Below are 25,262 nucleotides of genomic sequence, written 5' to 3'. Positions count from 1 at the left end.
CCTCCTGGCGCATTGCGCGTTGTGATGACGGGTTGAGCGAGAACCCCCCAGGGTGCGGATGCGCGACTCAGGACTCCGTGGCCTGCCGATCCGTGATCAGGGTCATCTCGGACTCCGTCAGGAAGTGCGGGATCCCCTGCTCGGTCGTGGGCACGGCATTCGCGCCGCCGTCGAGGAGGCGTCCGAGCCTGGCCACCTTGCCGGGGCCGTCGATGCCGACCACCTGGGTCGGCTGCGCGTCGATCGGTCCGACCGCTTCGAGCAGGCGGACGACGACGTCGTCACGTTGGAAGATGGTGCTGCTGTCGATGATGCTCGCCGGGTCGTCGGCCGCCTCCTCGTCGTGACCGGCGAGCAGCCGGGCGAGTGCCATGCCGCATCCCTCCTTGGCCTGGTAGAAGAGTGCGTGCCGACGGATGTCCTCGGTCCTGTGCCGGCCCGTGGTCACGTGGTGGACGGTCGGGAGCGCCGCTCGGGTGAAGAACATCCGGGCGGAGTCCGGGTCGCTGAGGTCCCGGTCCTGCTCCAGGTACGGGTTGATGGCCTCTTCGACGGCCCTGACCTCGGGCGCCCGGGCGACGTGCCGCAGGGCCGCGAGGAGGTCGCCCTCGACCTCGACCGCCCGTACGACGCGGTTTCCGTGCATGAACAGCGAAGTGCGGCGCAGCCGGGTTACATCGTCGACACGAGCCTTCGGGGACTCGTAATCGGCCAGGATCTTCGCCACGATGTCCTCTGTGCCCGGCTTGACGGTGAAGGTGAGCGCGTGACGCACCACCCCGTCGCCCAGCCGGGCTGACGCCTGCAGGCGGCCCTTGGCCGCCTCGGGCGCCAGCTCGAACGCTTTGCCGGTCTCCCGCAGGACGCTGAAGCGCAGCGAACGGGTGTCGCGTACGCAGCTGTGCAGCGGCTGCACCGTCGCGACGTGCTCCTCACTGTTCACCCAGGCGAGGAACGGCGGTGCGCTCTCCCACTCGCTGGTGATCAGCCACTGGGAAGGGTTCTCAATGGACTGGCACAACTGGTCGCTGATGTGCCCGGGGACGGATGCCACCTGATTGCGCAGGTGCTCATACGCCTCCAGGAACTGCTTCTGGGCCCCGTCGTAGAGGTCCAGCAGCAGAACGACACGAAGCCTGGAACCGTCGAAGGCGGACTGGGAGATCCGTTCCGAGAGGGTGGCGGTCATCTTTCGATCTCCTTCGAGACGGTTTCGTGGTCAGGCCGGATGGCATGCCGTCAACCGTCGGTTGGCGAGTGGATCCGGAGCGGGGACTCTCCCGGCGGATGTGATAGGTCCGCCCCCGTGACTGCGGGCATCGTCTCCGTGACCGATCGTGAAACGCTGGTCCGGGTGGCGCGAGATTTATGAACCGTTCAGGTGAGCGGCCGTCCGAACCGCTCCGACAAGGGCATTGAACAAGGCAACCGAACGGCGTCCGAGCTGGAGCAACTGATGAACGAGAACGTCGACATTCGCGTACCGGTCCTCATCGTGGGCGGCTCGCTGGTGGGCCTGTCCGCCTCACTTTTCCTCGGCCGGCTCGGCATCGAGCATCTGCTGGTCGAGAAGCACCGATCCACCTCGACACATCCTCGCGGACGCGGCAACAACGTGCGCACGATGGAGGTCTTCCGCACGGCGGGTGCCGAGCCGGGCATCCGGGAGGCGGCCTCGGTCCTCGCCGACAACCACGGCATTCTGCAAGCCGGCTCGCTCACCGGGGACGACCAGGAGTGGCTGTTCAAGGAGATCGACCCGGGTGGCGGACTCGCCCGTTTCAGCCCGGCCGGCTGGTGTCTGTGCAGCCAGAACGATCTGGAACCCGTGCTGGTGAAACTGGCCCGTGAACAGGGCGGCGATCTGCGGTTCTCCACCGAGATGCAGAGCTTCGACCAGGACGGGTCGGGAGTGGACGCGGTGCTCAAGGACCGGGAGACCGGAGAACACATCAGTGTGCGCGCGGACTACCTCATCGCGGCCGACGGGCCGCGCAGCCCCATCCGTGAGCAGCTGCGCATCGACCGGACCGGGCCCGGTGATCTCTTCCACAACGTGAGCATCACCTTCCGCTCCCGGCAGCTCGCCGATGTAGTGGGTGACCGGCGCTTCATCGTCTGCTATCTGACCAACCCCGCTGCGGACGGGGCCCTGTTGCCGGTGGACAACAAGAAGGAGTGGGTGTTCCACGCGCCGTGGCAGCCCCAACTGGGCGAGACCCTGGAGGACTTCACCGACGAGCGGTGTGCCGAGCACATCCGTACCGCGGTCGGCGCTGCGGACATCGACATCGAGATCACCGGCAAGGCCCCGTGGCACGCCGCGGAGCGGGTCGCGGAGCGGTACGCGTGCGGCAGGGTCTTCCTCGCCGGGGACTCGGCCCATGAGATGTCCCCAACCGGGGCGTTCGGCTCCAACACCGGCATCCAGGACGCGCACAACCTGGCCTGGAAGCTCGCCACGGTACTCAGGGGCGAGGCGGGCCCGGGTCTGCTGGACACATACGAGGCGGAGCGACTGCCGGTGGCGCAGGCGACGAGCGCGCGGGCCTCGGCTCGCTCCAGCGAGCACAGCCACCCGGGATACGCGGCGGCGCCGGGCGTGGGCGGCGGGAAGCAGGGTGGCATGCTCACCGTGGCGCTGGGCTACCGCTATGTCCGCGGCGCCGTACTGGGTGCCGATCCACAGCAGCCCGTGGTGCCGCAGGGAATGCAGCTGACCGGTCAACCCGGCAGCCGTGCACCGCATCTGTGGGTGCGTCAGGCCGGTGATCGCAAGTCCACTCTTGATCTGTACGAGCGCACCCTCGTGCTGCTCACCGACGGTGCGGACGTGACATGGCGGCGGGCGGCGGCGCGGGTCGCCGACCGCCTTTCGGTACGGCTCCAGGCGTACGGCATCGGCCCTGGCGCCGATCTGGAGCCGGAGAACGGGGCCGACTGGGCCGGGATCCACGGCACGACGCCCGAAGGCGCCGTACTGGTGCGTCCCGACGGCTTCGTGGCCTGGCGGTCGACGGCTTCCGCGGCCGACGCCGAGGCCACCCTCCACGAGGTCCTGACCACCCTGCTGCACCGGACCTGACCCTGCCGGTGAGCGCCCGGGGAATGCGTCAGAGCAGACCGAACGACCGCAACTCCGCGAGGAATTCTTCCGGCCTCTCGGTGTGGACGAGGTGTCCGGCCTCGATGGTGACGAAGCGGCCACGGGGTATCCGTCCCGCCATCCAGGCCAGCCTGTCCTGGGCGATCTGGCTGGAGGGGCCGCCGCCGATGACGAGGGTCGGGGCGGTGATCTCGCCGAGGCGTTCCCGACCGGCCGGGTCCGGTTCGTTCAGCTGGGCGTTGGTCGACGGCACCACGAGCCAGTCGAAGTCCGGCTCCTCGTCGGGCCGTTCGACGAGGCCTCGCGGCGGGTCCAGCGGAAACGGCGGCGGGACCTCCTCCAGGACGAGCCGGCCGATCAGTCCAGGTTCCTGCTCGGCAAGCAGATACGCGGCAGCGGCGCCCATGGAGTGTCCGATCACGGTGGCACCCGCCAGGTTGCGGGCCTCCAGGAAGGCGTGCAGATCGTCCCGGAACAGCTCGAAGGAGTAGCGGCCGGGCCAGTCGCTGAGTCCGTGCCCGCGGAAGTCGAATGCGTAGACCCGGTGTTCGTCGGCCAGGCGTTCGGCAACCTCGGTCCAGGTCCTGCTGTCGCCGCCGCGACCGTGGACGAGCACGACGGGCGGCGCCGACGGATCCCCCCATACCCGGTAGGCGAGCCGTGTGCCACCGGCCTGCACGCTGAGCACTTCCGGATCGAGGAAGGCGTTGACCGTACGGACGAAGGCACCTGGATCGTCCAGCCAGGGGAAGTGCGCGGCGCCGCGCTGCACGACGAATTCGGCGTTCGGGAAGAGCGCCACCAGTTCGGCGGCGCGGTCGGGCGTCGGCCCTCCGTCGTACTCCCCCGCGAGGACGAGGACCGGCGCGGTCACGTTCCCCAGCGCGGCGACGGTGGCGGCAGGGTCGAAGGCGCCGTCCTGGTAATAGACCTGGGCCGCCTCGGAGTTGGTCTGCCCGGTTGCGGTGGCGGCATGGGCCCGGGCGAGGGCGTCCCATCGCCCGTAGGTGAACGGCTCCACGGCGGACCGGACCTCACCGGCGCCGCGCCCCGACCAGATGTCCTCCAGTGCGGTCCGCCCGGCCGCGTACCACGGTTCGTCGCGGCGCAGTTCACAGGCTTCGCGCCAGTCCTGGTCGGTGACCTCGATGCCGACGGCCCGGGTGTCGGGTGTGATGAGCGTGATCGTGCGCAGCCGCTGCGGGTGCCGGGCTGCGTAGAGCGCGGTCAGATCGGCGGAGCCGGAGTGGGCAAGCAGGTCGATGCGTTCCTGGCCGAGGTGTTCGCGCAGCGCCTCGACGTCGTCGACCAGCCGGTCGCAGCGGTACGTCGACGGGTCGTCCGGCACCGCGGAGTCCCCGGTACCGCGCAGATCGAGTACCACGAGCTGCCGGTGGGCCGAGAGTCCGCCGAGGTCACCCAGGTACGCGCCGGCACGCATCGGTCCACCGGGCAGACAGATGAGCGGTGCGCCCGATCCCAGGAGGCGGTAGGCGAGTTCGGTCCCGTCGTATGCGTGGAAGATCGGCATGTACGCCATCCAAACAGGGCCGGCCGGACGGCGCAGCCGTGTTCGGTGTGAGCGTATCCGCGAGAGGTGGCGCACGCGCAGCGTGGCGACAGTGATGAAGGGGCGGGACGCAGATGGGCTGTGTCGCCCCTCTTGCCATGTGGCGGAACATCCTGAATTACTGCTACCGAAAGATCGACCGAATGATCGGTCGCCTGCACGGAAGAGGGAGATCCGGATGACGGCTCTGCTGGACGCGGCGGAACGGCTGGGCCGCGACGAGCTGGAGGCACTCCAGCTGGAGCGGTTGCGGGCCACGCTGCACCACGCGTACGAGAACGTCGGCCACTACCGGGCCGTGTTCGACAAGGCCGGGTTGCACCCGGACGACTGCCGTACGCTCGCCGATCTCGCCCGCTTCCCCTTCACGACGAAGGCGGATCTGCGGGACAACTACCCCTTCGGTATGTTCGCCGTCCCCGAGGACCGTGTACGGAGGATCCATGCGTCCAGCGGAACGACGGGCCGTCCCACCGTCGTCGGTTACACCCAGCGGGACCTGGACACCTGGGCGGACATGGTCGCCCGCTCGATCCGGGCCGCCGGCGGCCGTCCTGGGCAGAAGGTCCATGTGGCGTACGGATACGGGCTGTTCACCGGCGGTCTGGGGGCGCACTACGGGGCGGAACGGCTCGGCTGTACGGTCATCCCGGCGTCCGGCGGCATGACGGCCCGCCAGGTCCAGCTGATCCAGGACTTCCGGCCCGAGATCATCATGGTGACGCCGTCGTACATGCTGACGCTCCTCGACGAGTTCGAGCGGCAGGGCGTCGATCCACGGACGACCTCCCTGAAGATCGGGATCTTCGGTGCCGAGCCGTGGACGGAGGAGATGCGGCGCGAGATCGAGGAGCGGTTCGCGATCGACGCGGTCGACATCTACGGTCTTTCGGAGGTGATGGGGCCCGGTGTCGCGCAGGAGTGCGTGGAGACCAAGGACGGGCTGCACATCTGGGAGGACCACTTCTATCCGGAGGTCGTCGATCCGTTCACCGGCGAGGTGCTGCCCCCGGGTGAGAAGGGCGAGCTGGTCTTCACCTCGCTCACCAAGGAGGCCATGCCGGTTATCCGCTATCGGACGAGGGACCTGACCCGGTTGCTGCCGGGCACGGCGCGGGTGTTCCGGCGGATGGAGAAGGTGACCGGGCGCAGCGACGATCTGGTGATCCTGCGCGGGGTGAATCTCTTCCCGACCCAGATCGAGGAGATTGTGCTGCGCACGCCGGGGGTGGCGCCGCACTTCCAGCTGCGGCTGACCCGCGAGGGCCGCCTCGACGCACTGACCGTGCGGGCGGAGGCACGGGCCGAGGCCACACCGGAGCAGCGGATGGCCGCCGCGGAATCGATCACGGCGGCTGTCAAGGACGGGATCGGGGTGTCGGTCGGGGTCGAGATCGTCGATCCCGGGACGCTGGAGAGGTCGGTCGGCAAGTTCAGGCGGATCGTGGACGAGCGTGAGGGGCGTTAGTACTCCAGCTGTGGATCGTGATCTCGCTGGCGGGGCCTGGTAGGGGCACGGGTACGGCCACCGTTGTTTATCGTGACTTGTGTGGAGTAACGATGAGACGGTGGCCGCAGGTCGCAGCATAGATTCCGCTCGCTGGCGGGAGGCGTTCGAGGCCCTGATGGCAAATCGCGGGACGGTTCGCCCGGGTCGAACCACGGCGCCGGGCTGGGCGGTTGGTGCTGGGTCTGCTGTCAAACCTGCCGCGCAAGAACTGCTGGACGATCGCGGAGTGGGCCGGGGAAGCGAGTCCGCACGGCATGCAGCATCTGCTGTGCCGGGCCTCCTGGGATGCCGACGCCGTCCGTGATGACGTCCGCGAGTACGTCGTCGAGCGCCTGCACGATGAGGAGGCGGTGCTGGTCGTGGACGAGACCGGCAACGTGAAGAAGGGTGTCCACACCGTCAGGGTCCAGCGCCAGTACACCGGCACGGCCGGGCGGATCGAGAACTCCCAGGTTGCCGTCTACCTCGTCTATGCGGGTGCCCGAGGCCATGCGGCGGTGGACCGGTCCCGCGGTCCCGGACCTGCGACCCGGACCGACGCGGGGCGGCGGGGCTCGGCGAGGACATCGTCTTCGCGACCAAGCCTGAACTGGCGCACGATGATCGAACGGTTCCTGGACGCCGGACACTGCGTCGGCCGGGTCACCGGCGACGAGATCTACGGAGGCAACCCGAAGCTGCGGTCCGCCCTGGAGGAGAACGGCCTGGGCTGTTTCCTCGCGGTGGTGCTCGGCCTAAGTCACCACCGAAGCAGGCGAGTTCCGTGCCGACACGCTCGCCGCGAAGGCGCCGAAGCATGCCTGGCAGAAGCTGTCGGCAGGCGCGGGAGCCAAGGGCCACCGCTTCTACGACTGGGCCGTCATCGACCTGGCCGAGCCCGGCCCCGGCCACCGGCAGCTCCTGCTGATCTGCCGCAACCGCCGCACCGGTGAAAAGCACACCAGATCGAGGCACATCCGCTCAATGACGCCTGAAACCCCGAGAACGGAGCCTTCGACGCGTTGGACGCCGCTGAGAGCGTGGAGCCCTACGCCACCTCGGTGGCCGACCCTGCGGCGCTCGACCTGACCGACGCCGTGACGCAGTGGTTCTCCGACTCGGAGTCGAACAACGGTCTGGCTGTGCGCGCCGGCGACGAGGAAAGCGACACCGCGACCGACATCACCTACCGTTCGTCGCGCTCGTCCGGGAAGGCGGAGACCCGGCCCCGGCTGCGCGTCGCCTACCTCCCGGCGACCGCACCGGGCAAACCGACCAACGTGCGTGCCATCCCCGGCGACAAGGGCCTGGTCGCCACATGGAACGCGCCGGAGGACACCGGCAACTCCGCCACGGACGAGCTCACCTACAGGGTGACTGTCCGCAACAGCGGTGACGTGCAGGTCGCCGAGGTCACCACCGCCGACCGGCGGGCCGTCTTCGGCAACCTCGACAACGGTAACGGCTACACCGTCGACGTGGCGGCCGTGAACCCCCTCGGCGCCGGTCAGGTATCCCGCTCCGGTCTCGTCAAGCACAGTGCGGCAGCAGTTGACGAGGCGGCGCTGAGGGACGTGGTCAAGCAGTTCGCGAGCGCTTCGGACGGTCTGCTGTCCGGTACCTACACGACCGTCGACGCGGCGCTGACCGCTTCCTCTCGTGCCTCGTCCTTCGAGACACTGCTGCGCGCCCAGGCTCCCGCCCTCCTGGAGGACCGGGCCGCCAACGCCCGCCACAACCTCGCCTACCGGAACTTCACCAGCGATCTGTCACAGGCCGTGGTCACTACCTCCGGCAGCACCGCGACACTGAGGCTCACCCGGACCGGCGCCCGGACCGAAGTCGAAGGCGGCAACGCCTCGGACCCGATCGAGGAGGAGATCGACGAGGAGATCGACGAGGAGTACGTCTTCGCGCTTCCGGGCAGTGGCAAGCCGCCCGTACTCCAACGGGTCAGTGACGACCGGGACGTCTACACCGAACTGCCGGCCGGTGAGAGCGTCCGCGTCGCGGTGACATCGGAGAGCACGGACGGCAACGAGACCCCGGAGACTCTGGACGCCCCGGCCATCGCCACGGACGCCGACGGATTCTCACTGGCCGATCCCAATCCGGCGCCTGTCCTGGCCCGTACCTCGCTCAACTACTCCGGCGCCGCCGCCTGGGCCAAGAAACACGCCAAGGACAAGGACGAGTTCGGCACCGACTGCACCAACTTCGTCTCCACGGCGCTCAACCGGGGCGGCAAGATGCGAATGAAGGCGCCCGGCTGGTACCAGAACGACCACTACTGGTGGCGGACCTACGGCTTCTTCGGCAACGAGACGTACTCCTGGGCCGCCTCCGATCACCTCTTCTCCTTCTTCAACAAGGAAGCAAAGGTAACCTGGCGCAAGTACGACAGCCAGGCCACCCCGGGCGACGTGGTCTTCTGGCAGTGGAAGAGCAATAAGCCCATCCAGCACGCGTCCATGGTCATCGCCAAGTCCGGCAGTCGCGTCACCATCGCGCAGCACACCAGCAAGTACCGCACGTCGACCATGGCGTCCGCCCGCAGTCGTAACCATCCCCGCTCAGTCTGGATCGCCCATGTCACTCCGCGCTGGTAAGCGCGCCACCCTCACCGGGGCCGCCACGGTCCTCGTCGTTCTCTGTGCGGCTGCCGTCTGGTGGTTCAACCGCACCGACGACGCCCCATACGCAATCGCCGCCGAGCCGCAAGTGAGCGTCACCTACGAGGGTCAGCGTCCGCCCGAGGAGGTGCGTACATTCCTGACTGTGTTCGTCCAGCGTCTGGCGGACGGGGATGTGAAGGGCATCGACACACTGGCCGACGGCTACCCCGACGGGGCGGCGACGACTCGGGAGTCCTCGGACTTCCTGCGCCCGCTCGCCACGGCGGCGGCGGCCGGCCCGGTCACCGCCCGTACCGAACAGGTACGCGACAACCGCTCGTTCCTGCAGCGTCTCAAGGCTCCCCAGGGCGGTACGTCCGAGGCCGAACTCACCCTGCCGGACGGCAAGCACGTGCGCATCCAACTGGCCAGGGAACACGGCGTGTGGTGGGGCTACGCCCTCGCCTCGGCCAGCTGATCCCGGGTCCCGACCAGCACCGCGCCCCGCACCCGGCAGCCTGCCGGGTGCGGGGCGCGGTGTGCGTGGCAAGCAGTAGGTGGCACGTCGCGGGAAGCCGGTCGTACCCAGTACGAACGGTCCCGCGACAGCCACATGATGACGTACAACCTGGAAGCCCGCCTTCCCCGACCGCGCCGCCGAAACGGCCGGCCGGCCGGCTGCGAGTCGCGGCCGGTCAGTCGGGCCACCTCGGCAAGGATCTCCGCGGAGCGGGCCAGGCAGGCAGTGGCCACCACGTCCCCCGGCCGAGGTCCGCGTCGGGAAGGATCTCCACGCCTTCCCGGAGCCGCCCGGGGCCGCAGGTCGGTGTGCTGTCCGCCATAGAGGTCGTCGGCCAGGACGCCGCTCTCGTACACCTGCCACTGCTCGTCCGTGGAGACGACGTCCACCGTTCCGTCCGCGTACGTCACTTCCAACTGGGCGAGCCGCACCAGGTGTTCGCCGTAGACGGCACGACGTCCGTCCCAGCCGTTGCCGAGCAGGACGTCCACGACGCTGTCGCCTTCGCGTAGCAGTGCGGTGACCTCGTGCACTTGGTAGCGCAGCCGGTGGTAGTAGCTGGTCCAGCCGGGGCCAGTACCTCGTCTCCGACGCGATGGCCGTTGACGGTCGCGGTGCAGACGCCGTGCGCGGTGGCGTAGAGGCGGGCCGAAGCAATGCCGGGACGCGGCCGTACCGTTCGGGTGAGGACGGGGCGGGGCGACCGATGCCGCCGATGGTGTGCGCGGTGATGAACCGGGCCGACCAGTCGCCGGGCTCCGGCAGGCCGGCCTCGGCGGTGGCGGGCTCGCTCCACTCACTCCACCGCCCGCTGGAAGCCACCCGCACCCATACCGGCGAGCCGTTCGCTCTGCTCACGGGTGATGCCCAGCGCCACAGCCCCACCGAGCCGCGGGCTTCTCGGAGCGTCACACCGGGAGATCCCGGTGGCCGGTACTGCCCTGCGCCGGTCAGCCGGCGGTCGAACTCAGCCCGCACGGCATCCCGCGTCGTCTGCCTGCGGCCCGACGCCCTGCCGGAGAGCGTGGCGCTCGGATCGCACGCCGGCGCGGTGTCGGGCCGGGCGGCCGCGCGGGCGCGCATCACACTCGGCCAGCAGTCCCGCAGGAGACGGACCGGACCGGCCCGGCACGATCCGGAGCCTCGACCCCGGACGCCGTCCCGCAGGACACTCACCGAGCTCCCTACGCGAGCCGTTCGCGCAGCTCCCGCTTGAGGATCTTGCCGCTCGCGTTGCGCGGCAGTTCGTCCACGAAGAGGACCTTCTTCGGGGCCTTGAAATGGGCGAGCCGCTCGCGGGCATGGTCGATGAGTTCGGTCTGTGTCGCGTCACCGTGCAGGACGACCACGGCGGTGACGGCCTCGATCCAGCGGTCGTCGGGCAGCCCGACGACCGCGACCTCGGCAACGGCGGGATGAGTGTAGAGGGCGTCCTCGACCTGACGGGAGGCGACGAGGACACCGCCGGAATTGATGACGTCCTTCACCCGGTCGACGACCGTGAAGAAGCCCTCCGCGTCACGCACGGCGAGGTCGCCGGAGTGGAACCAGCCGTCGCGGAAGGCTTCCGCGGTCTCCTCGGGCTTGTCCCAGTAGCCCTCGCACAACTGGGGTGAGCGGTAGACCACTTCACCGGCCGTGCCGTCGGGGACCTCCTTGCCGTCCTTGTCCACGACCCGGGCCTCGACGAAGAGGACGGGCCTGCCGCAGGAGTCCATCCGGCCCTCGTGCTCGTCCGGTCCGAGGACGGTGGCGAGCGGGCCGATCTCGCTCTGTCCGAAGCAGTTGTAGAAGGCGAGCGCGGGCAGCCGGTTGCGGAGCCGTTCCAGTACGGGTACGGGCATGATCGACGCGCCGTAGTACGCCTTGCGCAGCCCGCCGAGTTCGCGGATGGTGAAGCCGGGGTGCTGGGAGAGGCCGATCCAGACGGTCGGCGGGGCGAAGACGCTGTCGGCCTGCCCCGTCTCGACGAGGTCGAAGATCCGGTTCACATCGGGTGCGTCGAGGATGATGTTCTCTGCACCGACCGCGAGGTAGGGCAGCAGGAACACATGCATCTGCGCGGAGTGGTAGAGCGGCAGTGAGTGGACCGGCCGGTCGGTGGCGCGCAGATCGAGCGCGGTGATCGCGCTGACGTACTCGTGGACGAGCGCGCCGTGGGTCATCATCGCGCCCTTGGGTAGTGCGGTGGTGCCCGAGGTGTAGAGCAGTTGGACGAGGTCTCCCGCGGCCGGTTCGCGCTCCGGGGTGAAGGGACGCGGGGTGGCGGTGGCATCGAGGAGGGAGTCCGGCGCGTCGCGCAGCGCGCGTACGGAGAACGCGGCCGGAATCCGGTCGGCAAGGTCCGCGTCGGTGAGGACGAGCGCGCTGCCGGACTGGTCGAGGATGTACGTGAGGTCGTCACCGGTGAGGTTCTGATTGACCGGCACATGGACCAGGCCCGCGCGGGCACAGGCGAGGTAGCCGATCAGATACGCGTCGGAGTTGTGCGCGTAGGAAGCGACCCGGTCGCCGGGATACAGACCGTGTTCGCCGGTGAGGACCGCCGCCGCGGTACTGACCGCCGTGTCGAGTTCCGCGTAGCTCCAGGACCTCTCCGCGTACCGCAGGGCGGTGCTCGCGGGGGTACGCCGGGCGCTGCGGGCCACGACGCCGTCGACTGTGCTGCTCCGTACACCTGTCATGGCGTGATCCTGTGCGGCCGGAACCCGGTGGTCAAGGGGTCGGATACCGGTCGGGATGTTGACAGGGGTGCGGGGGTGCTGGCTGAGTGGCGCGTGGCGACTCGAGCCCTCGGGTAACCGCCTTTCGCGCACGCATAGTTGGGAGGACCGTTGCCTCTCCGTAACCGTCTCAGACTTCTTGCGATATCCGGTCTCGCGCTGTTCACCGTGTCGGCATCGCTGCCGCCCGCCGCGGCCGACGGCTCGCGCACACAGCGTCCGTCGGGCGGTGGGCTGTCCGCCGTGATCCGGTACACCGAGTACGGCATCCCGCACATCGTGGCGAAGGACTACGCGAACCTGGGTTTCGGCAATGGCTGGGCACAGGCCGCCGACCAGGTGTGCACGCTCGCCGACGGCTTCGTGACCCTGCGCGGGGAGCGGTCCAGGTACTTCGGTCCGGACGCGGCTCCGGACGGTTCGCTCTCGTCCGCGACGAAGAACCTCTCCAGCGATCTCTACTTCCGCGGGGTTCGCCGGAGTCACACCGTGGAGAAGCTGCTGAAGGTGCCCGCACCGGCGGGTCGGAGCCGCGACGTCAAGGAGCTTGAGCGTGGCTGGGCGGCCGGGTACAACGCGTGGCTGGCGCAGAACCGGATCAACGATCCGGCCTGCCGGGGCGCGGACTGGGTGCGCCCCGTGACGACGCTGGATGTCGCGGTGCGCGGCTTCGCGCTCTCCGTACTCGGCGGTCAGGGGCGCGGCATCGACGGCATCACGGCCGCTCAGCCGCCCACGGCCACATCGCAGACGCCCGGTGTCCCGTCGCCGGGCGATGCGGCGGACGCGGCACAGCGGCTGCTGTCGACGCAGAACGCGGACATGGGTTCCAACGCGGTCGCGTTCCGCGGCAGTACGACGGCGAACGGGCGTGGCCTGCTGCTCGGCAACCCGCACTATCCGTGGCAGGGCGGTCGGCGGTTCTGGCAGTCGCAGCAGACGATTCCCGGCGAGCTGAATGTGGCGGGCGGTTCGCTGCTCGGCTCGACGACGGTGTCGATCGGGCACAACGAGAACATCGCGTGGAGCCACACCGTGGCCACCGGTGTCACGCTCAACCTCCATCAGCTCACCCTCGATCCGGCCGATCCGACGGCATACCTCGTGGACGGCAGGCCCGAGCGGATGACGAAGCGCACGGTGGCGGTGACGGTGAAGGACGGCGGCGCCGTGACCCGCACCCAGTGGTGGACCCGCTACGGTCCGGTCGTGACATCGCTCGGTTCCGGGCTGCCGCTGCCGTGGACCGCGACGACGGCGTACGCGCTCAATGACCCGAACGCCATGAATCTGCGCTCCTCGGACACCGGACTCGGTTTCAGCAGGGCGCGCAGCACCGCGGACATCCAGGCCACGTTGCGCCGGACACAGGGGCTGCCGTGGGTGAACACCATCGCCGCGGATTCGTCCGGGCATTCGTTCTTCTCGCAGTCGCAGGTACTGCCGAGAATCACGGACGAGCTCGCGGCGCGGTGCTCCACCCCGCTGGGCAAGGCTACATATCCGTCCTCCGGGCTCGCGGTGCTGGATGGTTCGAGGAGCGACTGCGCGCTGGGGTCGGACCCCGACGCCGTGCAGCCGGGCATCTTCGGGCCGAGCCGGATGCCCACCGTCAAGGACGCCCCTTACGTGGAGAACTCCAACGACAGCGCCTGGCTGACCAACGCGGCGGCGCCACTGACCGGCTACGAACGGGTCTTCGGCACGATCGCCACGCCCCGCACGATGCGCACCCGGGGCGCGATCGAGGATGTGTCGGCGATGGCGGCGAAGGGCCGGCTGACCGTGGCCGATCTGCAGGAACAGCAATTCGCGAACCGCGCTCCGGCCGGTGATCTGAGCGCCGCGGACCTGGCGGGCGCCTGTGCGGCGCTGCCCGGAGACAGCGCGGTCGGCAGCAACGGCAAGGCGGTAGATGTGTCGGCCGCGTGCGACGTGCTGCGGCGCTGGGACCGGAAGACCGACACCGGCAGCCGGGGCGCGCTGCTCTTCGACCGGTTCTGGCGCAGGGCGGCCACGCTTCCGCCTGCCGAGTTGTGGAAGGTCCCCTTCTCCCCCGCCGATCCGGTCGGCACGCCGAACACACTGAACACCTCGGCGCCCGGCGTCACCAAGGCACTCGCCGACACGGTGACCGAACTGCGGGCGGCCGGCATTGCCCTGGACACACCGCTGGGGCAGTACCAGACGGTCCTGCGCAATGGGAAGCGCATCCCTCTCGGCGGCGGTACGGAGTCCCTCGGCATCTGGAACAAGACCGAGCCGGTGTGGGACGCGGCAGCCGGGGCCTATACGGACGTGTCGGCCGGGTCCAGTTACATCCAGGCGGTCGGCTGGACCGGTTCCAGGTGCCCGGTGGCACGCACCCTGCTCACGTACTCCCAGTCCTCCGACCCGAATTCGCCGCACTACAGCGACCAGACCGAGCTGTACTCGGGTGAGCGGTGGGTGACGTCCCGATTCTGCGAGAAGGACATTCTGCGCTCGCCCGCGCTGCGGGTGGTACGGGTGCACGAACGACGGTAGTCCGTGAGACACGATCGGTCCTTGTCCGCCCGCGGGGCGGTCAGGGGCCGATCGCGAGCGGCACCATATGGGCGGTGCCGGGGCCGAGTTGGAGCTGTCCGGAAGAGATGCGGTCCGCTCACGCGCCGCGGGCGCGAGTGGCCAGCAGGGTCGCCAGGACGCAAGGCGCGAGCAGCAGCCCGAAGGCGGCGCAGTAGCCGACGAATTCGGTCGAGCCGGCGCCCACACAGGCGTTGAACAAGGCGGAAGAGACGCCCAGAACCGTTATCTGGCCCAGGTTCTGACTGGTCTGCATCGCGCTGCTGGCATAACCCTGCCGGCCGGACGGGGCGTGGGAGAGCGACAGCACGGTGAGCGAAGGAGCGAGCAGACCCATGCCGACGGCCGCGACGACCATCGCCGATGCGGCAAGGGACGCGGGCATCGCGGGAAGCGTCCCCGCGGCGGCAACCACAACCGCCGCCGCCAGCACCAGCTCACCGGCCACGACCAGGCGGTGCCGGGGGACGCGCTCCAGCAGGCGGCTCTGTATCCAGGAGGAAGCGGCCCAGGCCACAGCAGCCCCCGTGAAGGCCAGGCCCGTCACCACGGGGGCCACGTCCCGGCCGGTGACCAGCATCAGCGGCACGAACGCCTCCAGTGTGAAGAACACTCCTGAACTCAGCCCGCGCAGCAGCACCGTGGCCGGCAGGCCGCGCATGGCACACCAAGTACCCGGCGGCAGCAGCCGCGGCGTGAACACCACCAGCAGCGCGAGCCCTCCCAGCGCGAAGAGCAGGTGGCGCAGGTCCCAGCCAGAGGCGCCGTACTGCCCCAGCGCCGCGCCCACGCTCACCGCTGTCGCGACCATCAGCGCAGGGCGCGGCGGTCTGTCTCCCGACTCTGCGTGCGCGGCCGGCCGGGAGCGGCCGCGCAGCACGGCCACCACGGCCAGCGCCGGCAGCACGGTCAGGGCGGCCAGGCCGTAGAACACCGCGCGCCAGGACCACCATTCGGCAACCAGCCCGGCCAGCGGGGGGCCGACCAGCGACGGAATGATCCAGCAGGCACTCATCAATGCCAGAGCACGCGACCGAAGCCGGTCGGGGTAGGCCTGGCCGATGGCGGCATTGATCGACACGGCGACCATCCCGCCCGCCAATCCGTCCAGGAAGCGCCCGGCGGCCAGTTGCCAGATCGAGGTGCTGGCGGCCGAGACGAGCAGGGTGAGCACGGCCAGCACCATGCCCGCCGCCAGCGGACGTTGTGCCCCGGCACGGTCCGCCCAATGACCGCCCAGTACCCCGCCCAGCAGACTCGCCGCCACGAAGCATCCCGCCACCAGCGGGAAGAGCGACACCCCCTCCAGGTCCCGTGCGGCCGTCGGCAGTGTAGGGACCACGGCCAGCGCGGCGAGCCCGGTCAGGAACATCACCGCGGCGAAACCGGAGGTGGCGGCCGCGTACGTTCTGGAGAACAGTCCCTCGGCGGTTTCGGAATGCGCCGACGGACGATCGGCCATCGCCGCAGGCGAGCCACTCGATGAACGCTTGTGGGAATCGGTCACGAGCGCACAAGGTATGTGGAGCGCACGAGGACATGCCACTCGTTTTCGGGCTGCCGCCGCCCCGGGCACGGACCGACGACGCATCAGGGCCCTCAACCTCATGCGGCGGCATCCGGCCGACAGGCCCGCGGCCTCGGCTTCGCCGAGCCGGCGCGTACAGCGTTGCCCCGCGGTTCGGAGCGGACCGCAGGTTACGCGGAGGCGTAAGGAGCGGCGGAGCCCAGGATGTCGAGGCTGTCGAGGGGGCGGTCCTGATGGGTGACCAACGTGGTCAGGGCGTCGGCCCAAAGGGCGACGAGCAGGTTCAGACGGGGCTGTCGCACCAGGTTTCGTGGTGCCTTGGCACGCAGTCGGTAACGCCCTTCGGCGCCGCTCAGCGAGCAGTGGACCGCGTCTGCGACCAGGTAGGTCCACGACTGGAGGAGCCAGCCGTCCGGTACCGCAGGCGGACCCGAGCAGTCGAACACGAACGCCGGGCCGGGCCGCGTGAGGCGGCCGTGGGGGTGGCGGTGCTCCTGGTGCCGGCGGGCCAGGACCTCCGCCACCGTGACGGACGGGCCGAGATCGAGTGAGTCTGCGACGAGACACGGCCGTGACCAGGCCGCGGTGCTGTCCGCTCCGGCGCAGCCGTCGTCGATGAGAACCGCGAGGCCGGCGCTCGGGCGCATGTCCGGGGCACGGAGCATGACATGCAGGGCGAGGTGGGCGGCTGCGGCGGGCGAGCGCATGACCGCGTGCCTGAAGAGTTCGGACGGGAGACGGTACGCAGCCGACACCGCGGGCTCAGGGGGCGGAATGCAGGGAATCAGGGCGTTGCTGTCGTCCACCCCGGCAGGAGGTGTCGGCGAGGTGTGCCGGAGTGGGTCCTGTGGGCCACCCGGCAGCCTTCGGGCGATGTCCGCCCACAGGCGGGTGATCGCCGCCGAGCCGGCCGTGTCGACGCTGCCGGCGATGCGCAGTTCCGGGCCGTCCCAGGACGCGCCGACCTCGGCTCGCAGGCCGCTTGTGGCCAGCCCCCAGTCTCCGGAGGTGGTGCGGTACCACTGGGCCGTTGTCGGCGTGCCTGGAGATGTGGGTGGGGCGTGCACGGCTCCCAGGGCTTCTCGCACCGCGTCGCGCAGGTCGGCGGGTCCTGCGGCGGGTACATGTACCCGGGCCTCCAAGGAGCGGGGGTTTCCGGGAGGTGTGCCGGTGTCGGTCATGGGCGGTGCTCCTCGGTGTGAGGCGGTCGTCTCATGGGTGTCGGACAGTGATGTCGCTGCCATGGCCCACCGGGTCCCCGGCGTGGATCGGGCCGCCGTGGACGATTTCGGCGCGCAGACCCCCTCGGTGGAGGAGACCGCGCACGAGGCCGGGCCGGGTCAGCTGTTCGAGACGGACACAGGGTTCGCTCAGCCGAAGCCCACGGAGCGTGGCCCTGCCGACTTGAAACTCGGTTCCCACGAGCGGGTTGAGCCGTATGCCTTGGCATACGACGTTGCGCCTGCACTGCGCGGGGGACAGCTCGATGCCGGTATCCCGGGCAAGTGCCTCCAGGGCTTCGAGCTCGATCAGGGTGATGTCGCAGACGCCGGTCGCACGGCCGGTACCCCGTTGCCCGGGACGCGGCCCCTCCCCTGCCCAGTAGTTGCGGTCGCCCTCCAGGCCGCGTCCTGCGACGGCGCGGGCCAGCGTGACAACAAACGTGGGGGCACCGGCGGCAGGAGCCAGATGCATGGAGACGACCCGTCCGTGCTCCACGATGTGACCTCCTTCTGAGAGACCTGACGTACTACGAAGTGTGCTTCGGCACGCTCGGAGCCGACGGGGACAGGAAGTTGTCGTGTATCGCCTGAAGCGAGCGGAAGCGGTCCACGTCCAGTTCTTCCAAGGGGAGCTCGCGGCCGACGAGGTCTTCCAGCAGCAGGATGAACTCCATGAAACCGAGGGAGTCGATGATCCGGTTCTCGATCAGGTCGAGATCGGCCGGGATCACCCCGGCCTCCGGGTTCCTGGCCCGCAGCCATTCGGTCACCGGTTTGAGCGCGTCTTCCATGGCCCACCTTCCGTGGATGTGTCGCGGGACCGGCCGGCCGCCTCGTAGGTGCGGCGGAACTGTTCGACGAGGACGGCGGCCGGGTGCTGTCCGGCGACCCTGGAACAGGATCGGCCGCAGTACATGGCCATCTCCTCGATACGGCCCGCCGTTGCGGCCACCGGGACGGCCGCACTGTAGCGGGGGACGGGCAGCCGTCTGCCCCCCGCCCCGGTCGTCGCGATGAAAGTCGCAGGGTGCCGGGGCGCCTGCCCCGTCAGGGAGTTCCGCAGTACGCGGTGCGGCCGGGCGGGCCAGCCGATGTCGAATCGTGTGGTGACGACGGTGTCGTCCGCCGACGCGTCGACCACACGCTGTTTGTAGTGGGGATGGGCGGCGGACTCCACCGTGGGGATGAAGAGAGTTCCGGCCATGGCCCCGTCCGCGCCCTGCACCAGAACCCGCACCAGATCAGTACCGGTCGCGACGCCGCCCGCCACCGCCAGCACGGCGTCGGGGTACCGGGCGCGTGCCTCATGCAGCAAGCGCGCCGCGGGCAGTTCACCGAGAAGGTGCCCGCCTGCCTCGGTGCCCTGGAGGACAAGGACCCCAGCTCCCAGCCGGAGGGCCGCGTCCGCGTCGTGGAGCGTGCCGACCTGGATCACCAGAACACGGCCCGACCGTACGACATCGTGCGCCGCGTCGGCGTCCGGTAGTCCGAAGCTGGTGACGAAGGCATGCCCGGGCAACTGGTCCAGGGCAGCGCGGAGCTGGGCCCGACAGGCGGCGGGGCCGGTCACCTCGGGGATGACGTTCACGCCGAAGGGGCGGGAGGTCGAGGCGACGACGGCTCGTACCAGTTCACGTACCCGTTCCGGAGGCTCCTTGTAGAGCGCCAGGGCGCCTCCCGCCCCGGCCCGGGAGACCGCGGCGCACAGTTCGGGCCCCGCGATGCCTCCCATACCTGCCTGAAGCAACGGGAGGTCGAGGCCGAGGGCGAACTGAAGCCGGTTCATTCCGCTTCGCCGGCCTTCCGTACGGCCACGGTCGCGGCGCGGAGGTCGCCATCGAAGCGTTCATTCATTACGTGCACCCAGCGTTCCAGCCCGAACGCGACACAGCCGGTGAACGCGGGCTTGTCCGCGTAGGCGATGGAGCGGCGTTCCCCGAAGAAGTTGCGGTGGTTGTTCATCGAGGCCACGGCGGTGCCGTCGGTGTGCACGTATTCGTCCTTGACCGGCGCGAGCAGCTGCATGACGGTGCGGGCGCCCTCCTGCTCGAAGAAGGGATCGGTCGCCGGCTGCCGGAAGAGGGTGAGGCCCAGGTCGGCGGCGAAGGCAGCGAGCCGCACATGGTGGTGTTCGAGGTGGTCGCGGACCTGCTCGGCAGAGCCGATACAGATGATCTCCCGCATGGTGAAGCCCCAGAGCCTGCGCAGTCCGTCGTAGTGGTCTTCGTGACGGAAGCACTGGGCGACCGTACTCACCCGCAGGGGGGTTTCCCTCGCGGTTCCGGAGAAGTGCAGAAAGCAGCCGTAGCAGGCGGCGGAGGGCAACAGGTGGTCGGCGTCCGCGAGGTCCCGCGCGGGCACGGGACCGTCGGCGGCACCGCGGCTGTGGGCATCGAGTCGGTCGGGCCGTATGCGGGAGACGGGGCTGCCCAGGTGCGGGAAGTTGCGGAAGTAGTCGAGAGTGCGGAGGTCGTCGGCGTTGAGCAGGGGCGGGAACATCATCCGCGTGGCTCCCGCCCGGGTTCCCCAGTCCGTGAACACGTCGTCCAGAACGTGCAGCAGTACGGTCGCGGACTCTCCGAAGGAAGCGAGACCGTCGCGCACGGTCCACGGGCCGGTGCGGGCTGCGGGGTCAGTACCCGGCATCGAGTACTCCGATCCGGGTGAGGAAGTCCGTGGTCTTGCGCAGCACCCGGGCATGGGCGGCCTGCCGGGCGGGGTGGACGAGCAGTCGCTGTCGGAGCGCGTATCCGTCCGCGATGCCCGCGTCGCGGTAGACCGCGGGGTTGTAGAACGACTCCATGCTCGTGGTCATGTAGCGGCCGACGTAGGCGCTGGTCTCGCGCCGGGTCCGTTCGTCGATGCCGGCCGCCAGGAGCCGGTCCCAGAGCAGCTCAACCAGTCGTCGCCCGAAGGCGATGTGGCGGGATTCGTCCTGGTGGTGAAGGCGGTTGATGTGGCGGATGGTCGTGTGCAGCCGTTCGTCGGCCGCGAGTCGGACGTTGTAGTGGTCGACTATCTGCTCGAAGACCAGGATGCGGATGAACACCAGGAAGTTCTCGATCGCCGCGTCCCGTGGAGTTTCAGGCAGTTTCAGCTTCTTGTCGGGGTAGATCTTGTCGGCGTACTTGAGGCAGAACGTGGCGAAGAACCACATGTGGTCGTTCTCCTCGCCGATGAAGTGGTGGAAGAACTCCGAGGGTGCCTCGAATCCGGGCGTGTGGATCCGCCGCATGACCTCGATGAGCAGCTCCCTGATGCCGTGCACGTTCAGGCTGTAGAAGTGGACGCTCTCCCAGCGGCTCAGGGCGTGCAGTTGCTCCGGGGTCAGGGTCTGCATCGTTTCGGTGCCGTGGACCGTCAGCAGTTCCGGGGACATCCAGAAGTCGTCGGTGGGAATCGCCTTGGGCCAGTCGAAGGTGGTGTACGGGTTGTAGTAGTCCGCAGTCGCTTTGTCGGAGAGCCGTTCCAGGAGCGCGCGGAACTCGGCGGTGTCGTCGGGAACGGGTGGGCGCACGTCGTGTTCCTGTCGGGTCAGGCCCTCCACCGGATCCCCTCCAGCAGCGCCTTGTGGAGTTCGGGATTGGAGGCGGCCACGCAGGAGCGCTGGTTGTCGACGCCCAGGTCGGTCAGCGCGGTGTTCCCGAGCGGCTCGCCGTAGCCGTCGGTGATGACGGCGCCGGCCTTCTCGGCGAGAAAGACCGCAGCGGCGATGTCGTAGGGGAACAGATGGAGCACGCGTCCGTTGCCGACCCGCTCGAACTCGGCAAGGAGCCCGGGGTCGTCGCGCAGCAGCCGGTTGCCGATGTCGACGTACGCGTCGAGCTGGCCGGTGAGCAGCCGGGAGATGGAGTACGTGGCGCTGTTGAAGACGAACACGCCACCGGTGTTCGCGGATCGGTCGATGAGGTGGCCGTAGGCGTCGGTCATCAGATGCGCGGGATGGCCGTTGAATTCGAGGGACCAGAACATCCGGGAGAGGTCGGTGGTCGTGGTCAGGGACGGTACGGGGCGGTCGTAGCCGTGGGCGGTCACCGCGTCCGCGCCGCGCTCCCCGTAGAGGTAGGCCCCCGTCCTCATCTCCATCAGCAGTGCGTATTCCACATCCGCGATGCGGGGGCGGTCGGACATCCGGGCCACGGCCACGGAAACGGTGGCCGATTCGAGTCCCGCGACGGCGGGTCTGGTGCCGTCGATGGGGTCCACGACGAGCAGGAACTCGGGTGCGGCGCCGTGGAATTGCAGTCCACGGTCCTCGGAGTAGACGGCGACCGGTACGCCGCCGTCCACGACGTGCTTCCAGACGGCGGCCTCCGCCACGTCGTCGAGGCCGAACTGCGCGTCGCCACCGGGTGAATGGCCTCGCACGAGCCGACTGTCGAGCCGGTTCTGCGCGGCCAGTACCTCGTCGCGCACCGATGCGGCGAGCTGTACGACGTAGTCCTTCATGCTGTCTCCGTGGTGAAGAGTGCGTCGAGCCGGTCGCAGAGCAGGTCGGCTTCGGCTCGGGTGATGACGAGCGGCGGCCGGATCTTGATGACGTTGCCCCGGCCGTAGCGTGAGGTCCGCAGGATCAGGCCGTGTTCCATCCCGCGCCGCGCCAGGGCCTGTGCCCGGTCGCTGTGGGGGCGGCCGTCCTCGTCACCGATCTCGATGCCGATCATCAGACCGAGGCCGCGCACGTCCACGATGGACGGATGAGCCGTGGCGAGTTCCCGCAGCCGGTTCATGATGTGTGCACCCACCGCTCGTACGTTCTCCAGGAAGCCGGGGCGGCCGATGACGTCAAGGGTCGTCGCTGCGGCTGCCGCCGCCAGGATGTTGCCGCCGTAGGTGAACGAGTGGTGGTCGCTGCCGAGCCCGGACATCCGTTCGTCGGCGATGATGGCGGCGACCTGCGCGCCGGAGCCGCCCAATCCCTTGCCGGCGGTCAGGATGTCGGGGCGCACGCCATAGTGCTCGGCCGCGAACATCCGGCCGACCCGGCCGATGCCCGTCTGTATCTCGTCGAAGATCAGCGCGATGCCCCGCTCGTCGCAGAGGGTGCGCAGCGCGGCGAGATATCCGTCGGGCGGCACTATGTTCCCGCCGCTGCCCGAGATCGGTTCCACGACGACGCAGGCGACGCTGCCCGAACTGGCATGGTCGAGGAAGTCGTTGACTCGCTCGACACAGAGCAGTCCACAGCTGTCGGGGGTCTGCCGGTAGAAGCAGCGCAGGCAGTAGGGGTCGGGGACCTGGACCACGCCGGGCATCAGATGCGGGAAGGGTGCCTTGCGGAAGGACTCACCCGACATGGTGGTCGTCATCATGGTCTGGCCGTGATGGCTGCGGAAGAGGGTGATGACATCGCGCCGCCCGGTGCTGATCTGGGCCATCTTGACCGCGCCCTCGTTGGCGGTGGACCCGCCCGAAACCTTGAGGTGCACCTTGGTGAGGTTCTCGGGACTGACTTCGACCAGGCGTCGCACCAGTTCGTTGACCGGCTTGGTCTGGAAGGTCGACGTCGCGTGCACCAGCCGTTCGACCTGGTCGCGCATCGCCTTGACCACTTCGGGGTGACTGTAGCCGAGGCTGAGGTTGAAGGTGCCGGACGCGCAGTCGATGTATTGATTCCCGTCCGCGTCGTAGAGATAGATCCCTTCACCGTGATCCATCAGGTAGTCGCTGACCGGGTAGTAGATCAATTCTTGGGCGTGCGTCAAGTCGACCATGTGTCTCCTGCTGCTCACGACGTGGAATTTCGACGTGCCCGGCAAGTGCCCTTTGGCGGGGGCGTTCCATCCGCACGGAACAGCCCCCGCGAATCACGGCCTCCCGTGCGGAGGGAATCCCGGTGCTGGAATTTCAGATGTCCAGCACGAAGGTGAACGCGGCATCCCAGCCGTCCGCGGTCCGACGGACATCCATCAGACACTCCGGCCGGAAATACTTGTCCAGGTGATTGCGCCGTTCGTCCGGGAAGTACAGCATCGTGGTCAGTACCTCACCGCCCGGGGGCTGCACCTTGACGTGCACGTGGCGTGTGCGGCCCGGGTACACGGCGGGCAGCACCGTCTCCAGCCGCCAGTTCCCGTCGCTGTCGGCGAACAGGTGGCCCCGGAGCCGGAACCCCTCCTCGTCGTAGACGCCCTCGTCCCCGACCTGCCAGAAGTCGAGGAGTGCGCCACCGACGGGCTTGCCTTCGGGGGTGACGATGCCGCCGTGGAGCAGCAGGGGCGTGCCGCCCTCCACATCGCCTCTGAAGTCCGGCTTGTGCGGGGTGTCGGGCTTGTAGAAGGGCCCTTCCTTCTGCTCCGGAGTGGGCGGGGTTCCATTGCATCTGACCGTTGGCGTCAGCGTCAGCTTCCCGTCGCCGGCTTCCGAAATCCCTTCCCCGGGAGTGGGGCGCAAGTCGCTTTCCGGCCTCGTGTTGTCCACTGCGAAATTCTCCCTTGTTCAAGGATCTTTCGACTCACGGAATCATAACGGCCCGACTTTGCACTGACCAGAACGTATCAGCCTGTTGAGGAGTGCTTATTGGCCAAGAACACCGGGAATTCGTCTTCCGATCTTCACGTTCCCGACCGCGGAATTACCTAAGGCATTGGATTAAGGCATTTTCACCGTACGGAAAGTGACGGTGTTGCAGAGGGTTATGAGGAGTGGGACGGAAGAGACGGACGAGCACGCGCGAGGAGGGGTATGTGAAGGGAATGGGCGGAGACTGAAGGCTGGGCTCGACACCTTCGGGCTGTCCGTGACTCCTGCCCCGGATCGCGGCATCCGGGGCGGCGGACGGCGGAGCCTCGTACGCCTGTCTTCGATGCCCCGCCGCGCTGCCCGCCTGCCTGCCTGGTGGTGCTGCGCCGGCTCCGGCGGCGTGGCCGGGGCAATACGGCGAAGAACCGCACCATGGAGCTCAGCCGGTACGGTCCGCCGCCGGCCCCGGTTCGTCCGCCAAGTGGTGGAGCAACACCGTCCGTGCCCCGGCGAAACAGTCGGCGTCGGGCGGCGCGGTGAGGATGTCCGCCAGGGTGAACAGGTCCAAGGTCCGGCTGAGTTCACGCCAGTCGCTCGGCAGAAGACCACCCGCGTGCCGGTAGCCGGACACGAACCCGTCCACGAAGGAGGGCGGATACAGATGGGCGAAGCGCAGCATATTGCCGATGTCGTAGAGGGGCGAGCCACTGAACGCTTGTTCCCAGTCCAGCACGGCCGCCACGTCCCATCGGCCACGCTCCCGTGAGACCAGCACGTTCTTGGGGTTGAAATCGCAGTGGACCAGTCGGCTGTGCCCGCTCACGTCGGCGACCCGGTGCGCGGTCCGCGCGGCGAGCCCGCGCAACGCGTCGGCCTCCACGGACGTCAAGGCGTTGCCGTCGCCGGTGGTGGCCAGGCATCGCTCGACGAAACCGGGCAGGTCGGCCGCCTCGTCACCCGCCTCGGCCGGAACGAGGGTGGCGTCGTGGAAGGGGCCCGGCCTGGGCAGCCGTACCGCGGCGATCCGGGCGAGGACCCCGCCCACCGCGCCGCCGAGCTCGGCCGCCTCGGCTGCGGTCGGCTCGTCGGCGAGCGCCTGTCCGAGGGGAATGCCGTCGGCGAACCGGTACACCAGCGTGGGCCTGCCCGTAGCGTTGCCGTACGGATCGGACGCGACGACGTCGACCACCGGAACGGTCGGCGCCGCCCGCTCCAGTACGGCCGACTCCACGGCGCAGGTGTTGCGGTGCATCCGGGTCCCGCTGGATCGGTAGCGACGCAGAACGTACCGCTCCCCCTGTCGTGTCGTCACCAGGCGCATGTCGTTGGTGAACCCGCCGGGCAGCGGGCTCACCTTCGACAGGCTCAGGCCGGGCAACGCTCGTTCCATCAGCCACGCACGGGTCGCGGTGTCGAGGCCGGCATGGTCACCGATCGTCATGACGGCCCCCCTTCCCGTTC

Annotated in this window: 20 protein-coding genes and 1 pseudogene; 6 read left to right on the top strand and 15 right to left on the bottom strand. The window is 69.1% G+C overall.

All coding sequences use genetic code 11. The features are described from left to right. Window positions 1–67: 67 nt before the first annotated feature. The gene (locus ACIPEK_RS30785) at window positions 68–1,189 is read right to left on the bottom strand and encodes a SchA/CurD-like domain-containing protein (RefSeq protein WP_402002662.1); all 1,122 of its coding nucleotides are present in this window, start codon (window positions 1,187–1,189) and stop codon (window positions 68–70) included. A 267-nt stretch (window positions 1,190–1,456) separates the two neighbouring features. Between ACIPEK_RS30785 and ACIPEK_RS30780 the strand changes: the two genes are divergently transcribed. Beyond that, on the top strand, window positions 1,457–3,085 hold the full coding sequence (locus ACIPEK_RS30780; RefSeq protein ID WP_402002659.1) for an FAD-dependent oxidoreductase: 1,629 nt from the start codon (window positions 1,457–1,459) through the stop codon (window positions 3,083–3,085). A gap of 28 nt (window positions 3,086–3,113) precedes the next feature. On the opposite strand, the gene ACIPEK_RS30775 is transcribed toward ACIPEK_RS30780, so the two are convergent. Next, window positions 3,114–4,637 carry an alpha/beta fold hydrolase gene (locus ACIPEK_RS30775; protein ID WP_402002787.1) on the bottom strand — a complete coding sequence of 508 codons (1,524 nt, stop codon included), beginning with the start codon at window positions 4,635–4,637 and terminating at the stop codon, window positions 3,114–3,116. Window positions 4,638–4,854: 217 nt separating this feature from the next. On the opposite strand from ACIPEK_RS30775, the gene paaK reads away from it, so the two are divergent. From paaK to ACIPEK_RS30755, 4 genes are all read left to right on the top strand, one after another. Then, window positions 4,855–6,144 (top strand): phenylacetate--CoA ligase PaaK, encoded by a 1,290-nt coding sequence (paaK, locus tag ACIPEK_RS30770; protein WP_402002656.1) that lies wholly within the window; start codon window positions 4,855–4,857, stop codon window positions 6,142–6,144. A gap of 215 nt (window positions 6,145–6,359) precedes the next feature. After that, window positions 6,360–7,118, top strand: coding sequence for a transposase (locus ACIPEK_RS30765; protein WP_402002653.1), 759 nt, complete (start codon window positions 6,360–6,362; stop codon window positions 7,116–7,118). Between the two features lie 69 nt (window positions 7,119–7,187). Then, a complete protein-coding gene (locus tag ACIPEK_RS30760) occupies window positions 7,188–8,774 on the top strand; it encodes an amidase domain-containing protein (protein ID WP_402002650.1) in 1,587 nt (528 codons plus the stop codon). Next, complete coding sequence (locus ACIPEK_RS30755) at window positions 8,755–9,258, top strand: hypothetical protein (RefSeq protein WP_402002647.1); 504 nt, start codon at window positions 8,755–8,757, stop codon at window positions 9,256–9,258. The genes ACIPEK_RS30760 and ACIPEK_RS30755 overlap by 20 nt, the downstream gene beginning before the upstream one ends. Here the strand turns inward: ACIPEK_RS30755 and ACIPEK_RS30750 are convergent. Together ACIPEK_RS30750 and ACIPEK_RS30745 are read right to left on the bottom strand one after the other, a co-directional pair. Further along, window positions 9,234–10,096: pseudogene (locus ACIPEK_RS30750) on the bottom strand (alpha-L-rhamnosidase N-terminal domain-containing protein). The gene ACIPEK_RS30755 and the pseudogene ACIPEK_RS30750 sit on opposite strands and share 25 nt — an antisense overlap. Window positions 10,097–10,484: 388 nt before the next feature. Continuing rightward, a complete protein-coding gene (locus ACIPEK_RS30745; protein ID WP_402002644.1) occupies window positions 10,485–11,984 on the bottom strand; it encodes an acyl-CoA synthetase in 1,500 nt (499 codons plus the stop codon). Window positions 11,985–12,134: 150 nt separating this feature from the next. Between ACIPEK_RS30745 and ACIPEK_RS30740 the strand changes: the two genes are divergently transcribed. Further along, window positions 12,135–14,549: a penicillin acylase family protein gene (locus ACIPEK_RS30740; RefSeq protein WP_402002642.1), complete on the top strand. Its 2,415-nt coding sequence runs from the start codon at window positions 12,135–12,137 to the stop codon at window positions 14,547–14,549. Window positions 14,550–14,667: 118 nt separating this feature from the next. Here the strand turns inward: ACIPEK_RS30740 and ACIPEK_RS30735 are convergent, their stop codons facing one another. The 11 genes from ACIPEK_RS30735 to ACIPEK_RS30685 all read right to left on the bottom strand — a co-directional run bounded on the left by ACIPEK_RS30735 (window position 14,668) and on the right by ACIPEK_RS30685 (window position 25,242). Beyond that, window positions 14,668–16,050, bottom strand: coding sequence for an MFS transporter (locus ACIPEK_RS30735; protein WP_402002639.1), 1,383 nt, complete (start codon window positions 16,048–16,050; stop codon window positions 14,668–14,670). A 236-nt stretch (window positions 16,051–16,286) separates the two neighbouring features. Further along, on the bottom strand, window positions 16,287–17,297 hold the full coding sequence (locus ACIPEK_RS30730; protein ID WP_402002636.1) for a hypothetical protein: 1,011 nt from the start codon (window positions 17,295–17,297) through the stop codon (window positions 16,287–16,289). Window positions 17,298–17,328: 31 nt separating this feature from the next. Then, window positions 17,329–17,835 (bottom strand): MOSC domain-containing protein, encoded by a 507-nt coding sequence (locus ACIPEK_RS30725; RefSeq protein ID WP_402002633.1) that lies wholly within the window; start codon window positions 17,833–17,835, stop codon window positions 17,329–17,331. A 31-nt stretch (window positions 17,836–17,866) separates the two neighbouring features. Further along, window positions 17,867–18,130: an acyl carrier protein gene (locus ACIPEK_RS30720; RefSeq protein WP_402002630.1), complete on the bottom strand. Its 264-nt coding sequence runs from the start codon at window positions 18,128–18,130 to the stop codon at window positions 17,867–17,869. Continuing rightward, window positions 18,106–19,125 carry an NAD(P)H-dependent flavin oxidoreductase gene (locus ACIPEK_RS30715; protein WP_402002627.1) on the bottom strand — a complete coding sequence of 340 codons (1,020 nt, stop codon included), beginning with the start codon at window positions 19,123–19,125 and terminating at the stop codon, window positions 18,106–18,108. The genes ACIPEK_RS30720 and ACIPEK_RS30715 overlap by 25 nt, the downstream gene beginning before the upstream one ends. After that, the gene (locus ACIPEK_RS30710; RefSeq protein ID WP_402002624.1) at window positions 19,122–19,985 is read right to left on the bottom strand and encodes an aminoacyl--tRNA ligase-related protein; all 864 of its coding nucleotides are present in this window, start codon (window positions 19,983–19,985) and stop codon (window positions 19,122–19,124) included. The genes ACIPEK_RS30715 and ACIPEK_RS30710 overlap by 4 nt, the downstream gene beginning before the upstream one ends. Further along, a complete protein-coding gene (locus ACIPEK_RS30705) occupies window positions 19,972–20,856 on the bottom strand; it encodes a diiron oxygenase (protein WP_402002621.1) in 885 nt (294 codons plus the stop codon). The genes ACIPEK_RS30710 and ACIPEK_RS30705 overlap by 14 nt, the downstream gene beginning before the upstream one ends. A 17-nt stretch (window positions 20,857–20,873) precedes the next feature. Then, complete coding sequence (locus ACIPEK_RS30700) at window positions 20,874–21,788, bottom strand: inositol monophosphatase family protein (RefSeq protein ID WP_402002618.1); 915 nt, start codon at window positions 21,786–21,788, stop codon at window positions 20,874–20,876. Beyond that, entirely contained in the window at window positions 21,785–23,053 is a 1,269-nt protein-coding gene (locus tag ACIPEK_RS30695; protein WP_402002615.1) for an aspartate aminotransferase family protein, read from the bottom strand. The genes ACIPEK_RS30700 and ACIPEK_RS30695 overlap by 4 nt, the downstream gene beginning before the upstream one ends. Before the next feature lie 133 nt (window positions 23,054–23,186). Next, window positions 23,187–23,759, bottom strand: coding sequence for a hypothetical protein (locus ACIPEK_RS30690; protein ID WP_402002612.1), 573 nt, complete (start codon window positions 23,757–23,759; stop codon window positions 23,187–23,189). Between the two features lie 481 nt (window positions 23,760–24,240). Continuing rightward, window positions 24,241–25,242 (bottom strand): phosphotransferase family protein, encoded by a 1,002-nt coding sequence (locus tag ACIPEK_RS30685; protein WP_402002609.1) that lies wholly within the window; start codon window positions 25,240–25,242, stop codon window positions 24,241–24,243. Window positions 25,243–25,262 lie beyond the last annotated feature (20 nt).

It is taken from the genome of Streptomyces sp. NPDC088246 (genome assembly GCF_044741025.1).
GTDB lineage: Bacteria > Actinomycetota > Actinomycetes > Streptomycetales > Streptomycetaceae > Streptomyces.
The sequence above is the reverse complement of the archived record's forward strand: the minus strand, read 5'-3'. Positions and strand labels throughout refer to the sequence as shown.

What these genes read in the sequence shown, in the direction of transcription:
- ACIPEK_RS30785 (WP_402002662.1), bottom strand. Translation starts at nt 1,189, where the DNA reads ATGACCGCCACCCTCTCGGAACGGATCTCCCAGTCCGCCTTCGACGGT.
- ACIPEK_RS30780 (WP_402002659.1), top strand. Translation starts at nt 1,457, where the DNA reads ATGAACGAGAACGTCGACATTCGCGTACCGGTCCTCATCGTGGGCGGC.
- ACIPEK_RS30775 (WP_402002787.1), bottom strand. Translation starts at nt 4,637, where the DNA reads ATGCCGATCTTCCACGCATACGACGGGACCGAACTCGCCTACCGCCTC.
- paaK (WP_402002656.1), top strand. Translation starts at nt 4,855, where the DNA reads ATGACGGCTCTGCTGGACGCGGCGGAACGGCTGGGCCGCGACGAGCTG.
- ACIPEK_RS30755 (WP_402002647.1), top strand. Translation starts at nt 8,755, where the DNA reads ATGTCACTCCGCGCTGGTAAGCGCGCCACCCTCACCGGGGCCGCCACG.
- ACIPEK_RS30745 (WP_402002644.1), bottom strand. Translation starts at nt 11,984, where the DNA reads ATGACAGGTGTACGGAGCAGCACAGTCGACGGCGTCGTGGCCCGCAGC.
- ACIPEK_RS30735 (WP_402002639.1), bottom strand. Translation starts at nt 16,050, where the DNA reads ATGGCCGATCGTCCGTCGGCGCATTCCGAAACCGCCGAGGGACTGTTC.
- ACIPEK_RS30730 (WP_402002636.1), bottom strand. Translation starts at nt 17,297, where the DNA reads ATGACCGACACCGGCACACCTCCCGGAAACCCCCGCTCCTTGGAGGCC.
- ACIPEK_RS30720 (WP_402002630.1), bottom strand. Translation starts at nt 18,130, where the DNA reads ATGGAAGACGCGCTCAAACCGGTGACCGAATGGCTGCGGGCCAGGAAC.
- ACIPEK_RS30715 (WP_402002627.1), bottom strand. Translation starts at nt 19,125, where the DNA reads ATGAACCGGCTTCAGTTCGCCCTCGGCCTCGACCTCCCGTTGCTTCAG.
- ACIPEK_RS30710 (WP_402002624.1), bottom strand. Translation starts at nt 19,985, where the DNA reads ATGCCGGGTACTGACCCCGCAGCCCGCACCGGCCCGTGGACCGTGCGC.
- ACIPEK_RS30700 (WP_402002618.1), bottom strand. Translation starts at nt 21,788, where the DNA reads ATGAAGGACTACGTCGTACAGCTCGCCGCATCGGTGCGCGACGAGGTA.
- ACIPEK_RS30695 (WP_402002615.1), bottom strand. Translation starts at nt 23,053, where the DNA reads ATGGTCGACTTGACGCACGCCCAAGAATTGATCTACTACCCGGTCAGC.
- ACIPEK_RS30685 (WP_402002609.1), bottom strand. Translation starts at nt 25,242, where the DNA reads ATGACGATCGGTGACCATGCCGGCCTCGACACCGCGACCCGTGCGTGG.